Annotated in this window: 7 protein-coding genes; 5 read left to right on the top strand and 2 right to left on the bottom strand. The window is 63.7% G+C overall.

Features of this window, described 5'->3' with window-relative positions; translation table 11 throughout:
* Nucleotides 1-159 precede the first annotated feature (159 nt).
* The 5 genes from ACVOMF_RS19960 (at nucleotide 160) to fliP (ending at nucleotide 3242) form a co-directional block, all read left to right on the top strand.
* Entirely contained in the window at nucleotides 160-675 is a 516-nt protein-coding gene (locus ACVOMF_RS19960) for a flagellar basal body-associated FliL family protein (RefSeq protein ID WP_481510817.1), read from the top strand.
* Between the two features lie 9 nt (nucleotides 676-684).
* Nucleotides 685-1701, top strand: a complete 1017-nt coding sequence (fliM, locus tag ACVOMF_RS19955) for a flagellar motor switch protein FliM (protein WP_481510816.1) — start codon at nucleotides 685-687, stop codon at nucleotides 1699-1701.
* On the top strand, nucleotides 1694-2041 hold the full coding sequence (gene fliN / locus ACVOMF_RS19950) for a flagellar motor switch protein FliN (protein WP_481510815.1): 348 nt from the start codon (nucleotides 1694-1696) through the stop codon (nucleotides 2039-2041). Before fliM ends, fliN begins: the two co-directional genes overlap by 8 nt.
* Nucleotides 2038-2445 carry a flagellar biosynthetic protein FliO gene (fliO, locus tag ACVOMF_RS19945; RefSeq protein ID WP_481510814.1) on the top strand — a complete coding sequence of 136 codons (408 nt, stop codon included), beginning with the start codon at nucleotides 2038-2040 and terminating at the stop codon, nucleotides 2443-2445. The genes fliN and fliO overlap by 4 nt, the downstream gene beginning before the upstream one ends.
* 74 nt (nucleotides 2446-2519) lie before the next feature.
* Entirely contained in the window at nucleotides 2520-3242 is a 723-nt protein-coding gene (gene fliP / locus ACVOMF_RS19940) for a flagellar type III secretion system pore protein FliP (RefSeq protein WP_481510818.1), read from the top strand.
* Nucleotides 3243-3293: 51 nt separating this feature from the next.
* Here fliP and ACVOMF_RS19935 read toward each other — a convergent pair whose 3' ends face one another.
* A complete protein-coding gene (locus ACVOMF_RS19935; RefSeq protein ID WP_481510813.1) occupies nucleotides 3294-6383 on the bottom strand; it encodes an error-prone DNA polymerase in 3090 nt (1029 codons plus the stop codon).
* Nucleotides 6380-7801: a Y-family DNA polymerase gene (locus ACVOMF_RS19930; protein WP_481510812.1), complete on the bottom strand. Its 1422-nt coding sequence runs from the start codon at nucleotides 7799-7801 to the stop codon at nucleotides 6380-6382. The genes ACVOMF_RS19935 and ACVOMF_RS19930 overlap by 4 nt, the downstream gene beginning before the upstream one ends.
* Nucleotides 7802-7946 lie beyond the last annotated feature (145 nt).

Genomic DNA, 7946 nt, shown 5'->3' with positions numbered 1-7946 from the left:
CCCCCCCCCCCCCCCCCCCCCCCCCCCCCCCCCCCCCCCCCCCCCCCCCCCACCCCCCCCCGCTCCCACAAGAACCCACACCACGCGTCAATAGACCGTCACCTCCTCCTCCGGCACAGCCCTTGCATCTGACTGGGCAGCAATCCTGAGGAGCTCCACGTGGCCGTTGCCGCTGATAAAAACCGCAAAGCTGAACCCACCAAGGAAGCGGCAAGCAAACCGAAGCGCTCGTTGTTGGTTCCTGCCCTGATCGCCGTGTTCGCGGCTGCCGCAGCCGGCGGCGGGGTCTGGTACTTCACCCAGGGCAAGGCCCACGCCGAAGCCGGCAAGGAAGCCAAGCCCAAGACCCCGGCTCCGGCCCAGTACTTCGCGCTGGACCCGGCCTTCGTGGTCAACCTCAGCGGCCCGGTTGACGGCCCCCGCTACCTGCAGGTCGAAGTGCAGCTGATGACCCGTGATCCGCTGGCACTGACCGCGTTGCAGTCCCATGCCCCGGCCATCCGCGCCAAATTGTTGATGCTGTTCTCCCAGGTCGAGCCAACCCAGATCGCCGACCGCGCGGGCAAGGAAAAGCTGCAGGCCTCGGCGCTGACCGAAGTGAAGAAGCTGATGAAGGCCGAAACCGGCCAGAACAGTGTCGACGACTTGTTGTTCACCAGCTTTGTGACCCAGTAAGGCGCCACGATGAGCATCAACGACCTGCTGTCCCAAGACGAGATCGATGCCCTGCTGCATGGCGTCGATTCCGGCTCGGTCAATACCGCCGAGCCGGAGGCGGCGCCTGGCGAAGCACGCTCGTACGATTTCGCCAGCCAGGACCGCATCATCCGCGGGCGCATGCCGACCCTGGAAATGGTCAATGAGCGCTTCGCACGCCTGTGGCGCATCGGCCTGTTCAACCTGATCCGGCGTTCGGCCGAATTGTCGGTACGTGGTATCGAGTTGATCAAGTTCGGCGACTACCTGCATTCGCTGTATGTTCCCACCAACCTCAACCTGATCCGCTTCAAGCCGCTGCGTGGTACCGGCCTGATCGTGTTCGAGCCGACCCTGGTATTCGCCATCGTCGACAACTTCTTTGGTGGTGATGGGCGCTACCCCACCCGTATCGAAGGCCGCGAGTTCACCGCCACCGAGATGCGCGTTATCCAGTTGTTGCTCAAGCAGACCTTCACTGATCTGCGCGAGGCCTGGGGTCCGGTGATGAACGTCGATTTCGACTACATCAATTCCGAGATCAACCCGCACTTCGCCAATATCGTCAGCCCGCGCGAGTACGTCGTGGTCAGCCGCTTCCACGTCGAGTTGGACAGCGGCGGTGGCGACATCCACATCACCTTGCCGTACTCGATGCTGGAGCCGATCCGCGAACTGCTCGACGCCGGCATCCAGAGCGACCGCAATGACCGCGACGAAAGCTGGGCGGTGATGCTGCGCGAGCAACTGGACACCGCTGAAGTCGAACTTTCCAGCGTGCTGGCCAAGCGCCGCATGAGCCTTCGCGAGCTGACCAAGCTGAAGATCGGCGACGTGCTGCCGATCGACATGCCCAAGCAGGTGCCGCTGTGCGTGGAAGGCATCCCGGTTTTCACCGGCGAGTTTGGCGTGTCCAACGAACGCAACGCCATCAAGATCACTGCTACCCATCCTCCGGGAAAGCGCCCGAGCGTCCCCGTGATTCAGGAAAACACCGATGAATGACAACCACTCCCCCGAAGCTGAAAACGCCGCTACGCCGGCACAGTTCAGCAACCTGCAGGCCGACAACGGCATCAGCACCGATCTGGATCTGGACGTCATCCTCGACGTACCGGTGACCTTGTCGCTGGAAGTAGGCCGCGCGCGCTTGCCGATCCGCAACCTGCTGCAGCTCAACCAGGGCTCCGTGGTGGAACTGGAACGCGGTGCCGGTGAATCGTTGGACGTGTTCGTCAACGGCACCTTGATCGCCCACGGTGAAGTCGTCGTCATCAACGATCGCTTCGGTGTGCGCCTGACTGACGTGGTCAGCCCCAGCGAGCGCATCCGGAGACTGCGTTGATCGCATTGCTCGCCTACGCCGCACCGGCCGCCAAGGCGGCGACGCCGGTCGGCCAGCATGCGGCCAGTGCGCCCGGCCTGTTCGGCGCGTTCTTCACCTTGCTGCTGGTGCTGGGCCTGATCATCGGCCTGGGCTGGCTGCTCAGGCGTATGCCTGGCGGCGGGTTTCGCCCGGCCGAAGGCCTGAAAGTGGTCGCCAGCATCAATGTCGGCGCCAAGGAGCGCGTGGTGGTGGTCGACGTCAATGGTCAGCAGCTGCTGCTGGGCATTACCGCCGGTGGCATCAGCACCTTGCACCAGTTGCCAGAACCGCTGCCGCAGACGCCTGCGCCGGCCATGCCCAACCTCAAACAACTACCGAATTTCGCCCAGCTGCTTGCACAGAAGCTGCGCAAGGACTCCTGAACATGTCGGGCCAAGGCTTCAACTCTCGCGGTTTAAACTCACGTACGCTCTGGCAACTGCTGATCGTGCTGGCGATGCTGGCATTGCCACTGTTCGCCTGGGCCGCACCCGGTCCACAGGTACCAGCGTTGCCGGACGTCAATGTCGGCAAGATCGGCGGCGCGCCGGTCAGCCTGCCGTTGCAGACCTTGTTGTTGATGACGGCAATCACCTTGCTGCCATCGATGCTGCTGGTGCTCACGGCTTTCACCCGCATCATCATCGTGCTCGGTCTGCTGCGCCAAGCACTTGGCACCGGCCAGACCCCGTCCAACCAGGTCCTGCTTGGTCTGGCTCTGTTCCTGACCGCAATGATCATGATGCCGGTGTGGGACAAGTCCTGGTCCACCGGCATGGCGCCCTACCTCGATGGCAAGATCGACTTCCAGACCGCCTGGCAGCTGACCACCGCGCCGCTGCGTGCCTTCATGCTGGCGCAGGTCCGCGAGACCGACCTGATGACTTTTGCTGGCCTGGCTGGGCAAGGTCCCTATGCCAGCCCGGATGCGATTCCGTTCCCGGTGTTGGTTGCCTCCTTCGTCACCAGCGAACTGAAGACTGCGTTCGAAATCGGCTTCCTGATCTTCATCCCGTTCGTCATCATCGATCTGGTCGTGTCCAGCGTGCTGATGTCGATGGGCATGATGATGTTGTCACCGATGCTGGTCTCGGCACCGTTCAAGATACTGCTGTTCGTGCTGGTGGACGGCTGGGTGCTGGTGGTTGGCACCTTGGCGGCCAGCTTCAACGCGGTGTAGCTGCGCGCCAGTATTCCGGCACACTTCCGCGGCTCGACTTTCCGCTGGCCATCAATGGAAGTCGCGGCTGCGCACGTCCAGGCTGCCCAATAGCGGCGACAGATCATCCAGACGGCGTGCGGTCAGATGACGCACGCCGTTTTCGGCTTCCAGCCGTCCGCTGACCTGCAGCAGCCTCGATTCCAGAAACACCTGACGCTGGCGCTCGGCCAGCTGCCGCCAGACCACGACGTTGATCTGGCCAAATTCGTCTTCCAAGGTGATGAAGGTCACACCGCTGGCGGTTGCTGGCCGCTGACGGCCACGCACCAAACCGGCCACCAACACGTTGCCGGTGCTGCGCATGCTTTCCAGATCCCTGGAACTGCGGCAACGACGCGCGCTCAGCTGCCGTCGCAGACGCGCCAACGGATGCAGTTCCAGCGTGGTTCCAAGCAAGGCGTAGTCCGCGTTCAGATCCTCGCCGACGCTGGGCATCGGCAAGGCGACGTCAGCCTCGGCGGTCGCCGGCTGATCGTCAAACAGCGGACGCTGGTCTTCGACACCAGCAATCGCCCAGCGCGCCCGATGCCGGTTGCCGACCATGCCGCGCAATGCCCCGGCATCGGCAAGCAAGGCGCGTGCACGCGCATCCAGATCGGCGCGTCGGCACAGGTCAGCGATATCGGAAAAAACGGCCTGCGCCCTCGCCTGTTCGATCCGCAATGCGTCCTCGGCATTGAAACCGCGCACCAGGCAAAAGCCCAGACGGATCGCCAATCGCTCACTGTCGCGTTCCCATTCCAGCGAGCACTCCCATCCGCTGTAACGCACATCCAACGGCCGCGTTGCCACGCCATGCCGGCGCACATCCTGCAGCAGCTGATCCGGGCTGTAGAAACCCATCGGCTGACTATTGAGCAGTGCGCAGGTGAACTCGGCTGGATGATGACATTTCAGCCAACTGCTGGCGTAGGCGATCAACGCGAAGCTGGCCGCATGGCTTTCCGGAAAACCATAGCTGCCGAAGCCCTTGATCTGCTCGAAGATACGCTCGGCGAACGCCAGCGGATAGCCGCGCTCCAGCATGCCTTCGGTGAGTTTCAGCCGATGCGGTTCCAGCCCACCGTGGCGCTTCCACGCCGCCATCGAACGACGCAGGCCATCGGCTTCACTGGCGTTGTAACCGGCTGCCACCATTGCGATCTGCATCACCTGCTCCTGGAACAGCGGCACGCCCAGCGTGCGTTCAAGCACCGCTTCCAGCGCCACCGATGGATAGCTGATCAGTTCTTCCTTCTTACGCCGACGCAGGTAGGGATGCACCATGTCACCCTGGATAGGCCCGGGGCGTACGATGGCGACCTCGATCACCAGATCGTAGAAGGTGCGAGGTTGCAACCTAGGCAGCATCGCCATCTGCGCGCGCGACTCGATCTGGAACACGCCGATGGTATCGGCGCGACTGATCATCGCGTAGGTTTTCTTGTCTTCCTGCGGGATCGTCGCCAGCGTGAAATGCAGGCCGCGATAGCGCTGGATCAGATCAAAACAACGGCGCACTGCGGTAAGCATGCCCAAGGCCAATACATCGACCTTCATCAAGCCAAGTGCTTCAAGATCATCCTTGTCCCATTGAATTACCGTGCGCGCCTCCATCGCCGCATTTTCAACCGGTACCATGCTGTGCAGGGCACGCTCGGAAATGACGAAGCCGCCCGGATGCTGTGACAGGTAATGCGGGAAATCGATCAGTTCGTTGGCCAGTATCAGGATGCGCCGCAACAGCGGGCTATCCGGGTCGAAGCCGTGTTCGCGCAGGCGCTCCTCATCTGGAATGCTGTCCGACCAGTGGCCGACACAGGAGGTCAGCTGGGTGATCACGTCGCCGGGCATGCCGAGCACCCGCGCCACATCACGTAGGGCGCCACGCCCGCCGTATTGCGTGGCGACGGCAGCCAAGGCAGCACGCTCACGTCCATAGCGTGAAAACACGTACTGGATGACTTCCTCGCGTCGTTCGTGCTCGAAGTCGACGTCGATATCCGGCGGCTCATCGCGGTCGTCCGAAATGAAACGTTCGAACAACAGATGGCTGTGCGAAGGATCCAGTTCAGTGATTCCAAGCACGAAGCAGACCACCGAATTGGCCGCCGATCCGCGACCCTGGCAGAGGATGCCGATGCTGCGCGCATAGGCCACCAAGTCATGCACGGTGAGGAAGTACGAGGCGTACTTCTTCTTGGCGATCAGGCCCAGTTCCTTTTCGATCAAGGCCTGCGCCTCTGCTGTAGCACCTTCCGGCCAACGCTTGCGCACGCCACGAACCACCAGCTCTGCCAGCCAGCACTGCGCGGTGTAACCGGCGGGCACCACCTCGCTGGGATACAGATAGTCGACGGCTTCTTTCAGATCAAACCCGGCGCAACGCTTGGCGATGCACAGCGTCTGCTGCAACAACTCGGCGGGATAGATCGCCTGCAATGCCTGCAGCGGGCGCAGGTGCCGCTCACCATTGGCGAACAGGCGCTGCCCGGCCTCGGCGACGGTGACACGGTGGCGGATGGCCGTCATCACATCCTGCAATGCCCGGCGCCCACGCGCATGCATATGCACATCGCCCGCGGCCACCAATGGCAGCTGCAGCTGCGCGCCCAGTGCCTGCAGCTGCTGCAGACGCGCCTCGTCATCGGCACCGTGGTGCAGTTCCGCCGCAATCCAGCAGCGCTGCGGAAACCACTCACGCAACTGCATGCCCTCGGCAGGTTCTGGTTGTGCCGCAGGCAGCCACAAGGCCAGCAGGCCGCTACGATCAATCGCCGCCAGGTCAGCGGCCAACAGCCGGTACTCGCCCTTTTCCGCCCGTCGCCTTGCCTGTGTTATCAACCAGCACAGCGCTTGATAGCCTGCGGCGTCTTCCACCAGCAGGACCAACTTGGCCCCGTTTTCCAGCTGAATTTCGCTGCCGACAACCAGCTGCAAGCCGGTTTCTTTGGACGCGCGCCAGGCGCGCACGATGCCGGCCAGCGTGCATTCGTCGGTGATCGCCAACGCTTTGTAGCCATGCGCCTTGGCCCGCGCGAACAATTCATCCGCAGTCGATGCGCCGCGCTGGAAGCTGAAAGCGGACAGGCAATGCAGTTCGGCATAAGCGGCAGTCATGCGAACCAGCCCTGCAGCATGAAGCCGCCCTCGCCGCCCACCTCGCGCCACGCCCATGCCTGCTGGCCAAAGCGGGTGCTGACCCGGTAGTAATCACGACGCACGTCATCGCCGTCCCACCAGCCACTCTCGATCCGTTCCGGTGCCGACAGCAATTCCGGGCTTGCTCCCGGCCACGGCTGCGGCGTGCGCAGCAACCACCCTGGCCGCGCTGGCGACGGCAGGCTGTTGGTTGTTGGGCCTGCAGCTGGAGCAGCCTCGCCGCGCCAGGCATATTCGGGGCGATGGTCGGCATGTACGCGTAGCCCATGCACGGATTGATCGCCCAGCCGAGCGCGTAGACGTTCGCGCAATTGTTCCCACGGCATGCTCTGCTGCGGACGGGTATCGAACAGCTCGCGGTGTTCCGGCACAAACGCCGGCAACTGATCGGCACGCAGGCCGAACTGGCGTACCGGTGCCGGTATCCTGGCCTGCTCCAGACGACTGCGCGCGATCTCGAACAACAGGCTGGCATCACGCTCAGCCGCGAGCAGGCCGATCTCCAGTGTGGTGGTCGGCCGGTCCTCGTGCTCCAGCAACAGCGCAAACCGCTGCACGCTGCCGTCACGGCCGGCAAGAAATGCGGCAAGGTCCGAAGTCAGGCGTCGCAACGGGAACAGCAGGGCCTGCGAGGATTCCACCTCGTAGCCCAGCTCGATGCGCAGTTCGAACACATCCGGTGGCTGATACGGCTGCAATACAAAGGCCTGCTCGCCGAGCAAGGCATCCAGCTGCCGCAATACATCCGGTGCAAAGCGCCGGTTGATGCTGGCCCTCGGCAAGCCCTGCAATTGCTTGACGGTGCGGATGCCCATGCGCGCGAATGCCGCCGAGGCACTGGCACCAAAGCCAGCCCGCGCCACCGGCAGCTGCCCGAGCAATGCGGCCAAGCCAGCCTCATCCACGCTCAGACCATCGCGCACATTGGCCAGTGCGCGTGCAGCCACCGGGTTGGGTGCCAATGCGATGCGGTGACGGAAGCCCAAGGCATCCAACTCCTGCCGCAGACGCGTCTCGAACTTCGGCCACGGCCCGAACAGCGCCAGGCTGTGCTCGATTTCGATGATCAGCGACTGCGCATACTGCAGACTTACCTGCGAACTGAATTGATACGCCCAGGCCGCAAGGAAGCGATGCCATTCCGACTGCGCGTCAGGCTCATACGGGTGTATCTCAAACCCGGTTGCCAATGCCTGCGCCGTCACCAGTGACTGCCCCGCCTTCAGGCCCAGCGCCGCCGCAGCCGGATTGACCGCATGCAGCACCCGCCGCTGGCTGGGCCCACTGATCAACACCCGCGCAGCCTCTGGCTCCGCGCAACCACGCAGCACGCCGTCCATGGCCAGATGCGGCAATAGAATGCAGGCCCAACGCATGGCTTACAGCCCCCGGGCGAAGGGCAACGGACGCGGGGGGGCCCAGGCCCCCCGGCCCCCAGATAACCCCCCCGGGGCGGGGGGGGGGGGGAGGGGGGCCCCGCAGGCCCGGGGGGGAGGGTTGTTGGGCGCCGGGCGCCGTCGG

The organism is Stenotrophomonas sp. STEN022 (assembly GCF_056760155.1).
Note: the sequence above shows the minus strand (reverse complement) of the source record. Positions and strands in the feature narration are given on the sequence as shown.

Bases quoted from the DNA above. Each gene is read 5' to 3' on its own strand.
- fliP (WP_481510818.1), top strand. From the start codon at position 2,520: ATGCTGGCATTGCCACTGTTCGCCTGGGCCGCACCCGGTCCACAGGTA.
- fliN (WP_481510815.1), top strand. From the start codon at position 1,694: ATGAATGACAACCACTCCCCCGAAGCTGAAAACGCCGCTACGCCGGCA.
- ACVOMF_RS19935 (WP_481510813.1), bottom strand. From the start codon at position 6,383: ATGACTGCCGCTTATGCCGAACTGCATTGCCTGTCCGCTTTCAGCTTC.
- fliM (WP_481510816.1), top strand. From the start codon at position 685: ATGAGCATCAACGACCTGCTGTCCCAAGACGAGATCGATGCCCTGCTG.
- ACVOMF_RS19930 (WP_481510812.1), bottom strand. From the start codon at position 7,801: ATGCGTTGGGCCTGCATTCTATTGCCGCATCTGGCCATGGACGGCGTG.